This window comes from Streptosporangium nondiastaticum (genome assembly GCF_003011965.1).
Lineage (GTDB): Bacteria > Actinomycetota > Actinomycetes > Streptomycetales > Streptomycetaceae > Streptomyces > Streptomyces nondiastaticus.
In genome coordinates this window covers 1-383 of the sequence record NZ_PXWG01000418.1, presented here as the reverse complement: position 1 = coordinate 383, position 383 = coordinate 1, and the positions used below count along the sequence as shown (strand labels likewise).

Here is a 383-nt window from a genome sequence, read left to right as displayed (position 1 = left end):
GGTTAGCAGCAACTGCAGCCGCAGAGCCAGAGCTACTTCCTTGTGGGCTGACTGTCAGGTTATAAGGGTTCCGACACTGTCCTCCCCGGGCTGAATAACCACTCGAACGATCATTCGACCGCATATCAGCCCATTCGGTCAGAGTAGTTTTTCCCAATAGGACCGCGCCTGCTTCGCGTAAATTGTGAACCACATGGGCATCATGCTGTACTACAGATCCGAGAAGTGCCCAACTGCCAGCTGTAGTTTCCATGCGATCTTTTGTTGCAATGGTGTCCTTGACCAAGAAAGGAATTCCATGCAATGTCCCGCGGACAATTCCATTGTCACGCTCATTGTCAAGTACTTTTGCAATCTCCAACGCATCAGGGTTGAGTTGCATG

1 protein-coding gene is annotated in these 383 nt (G+C 50.7%); it reads right to left on the bottom strand.

The window, feature by feature from the left end; genetic code table 11:
• Window positions 1-383, bottom strand: a 383-nt coding sequence (locus tag B7P34_RS36495; RefSeq protein ID WP_286157554.1) for an amidase family protein, incomplete at both ends; no start/stop codon positions are given.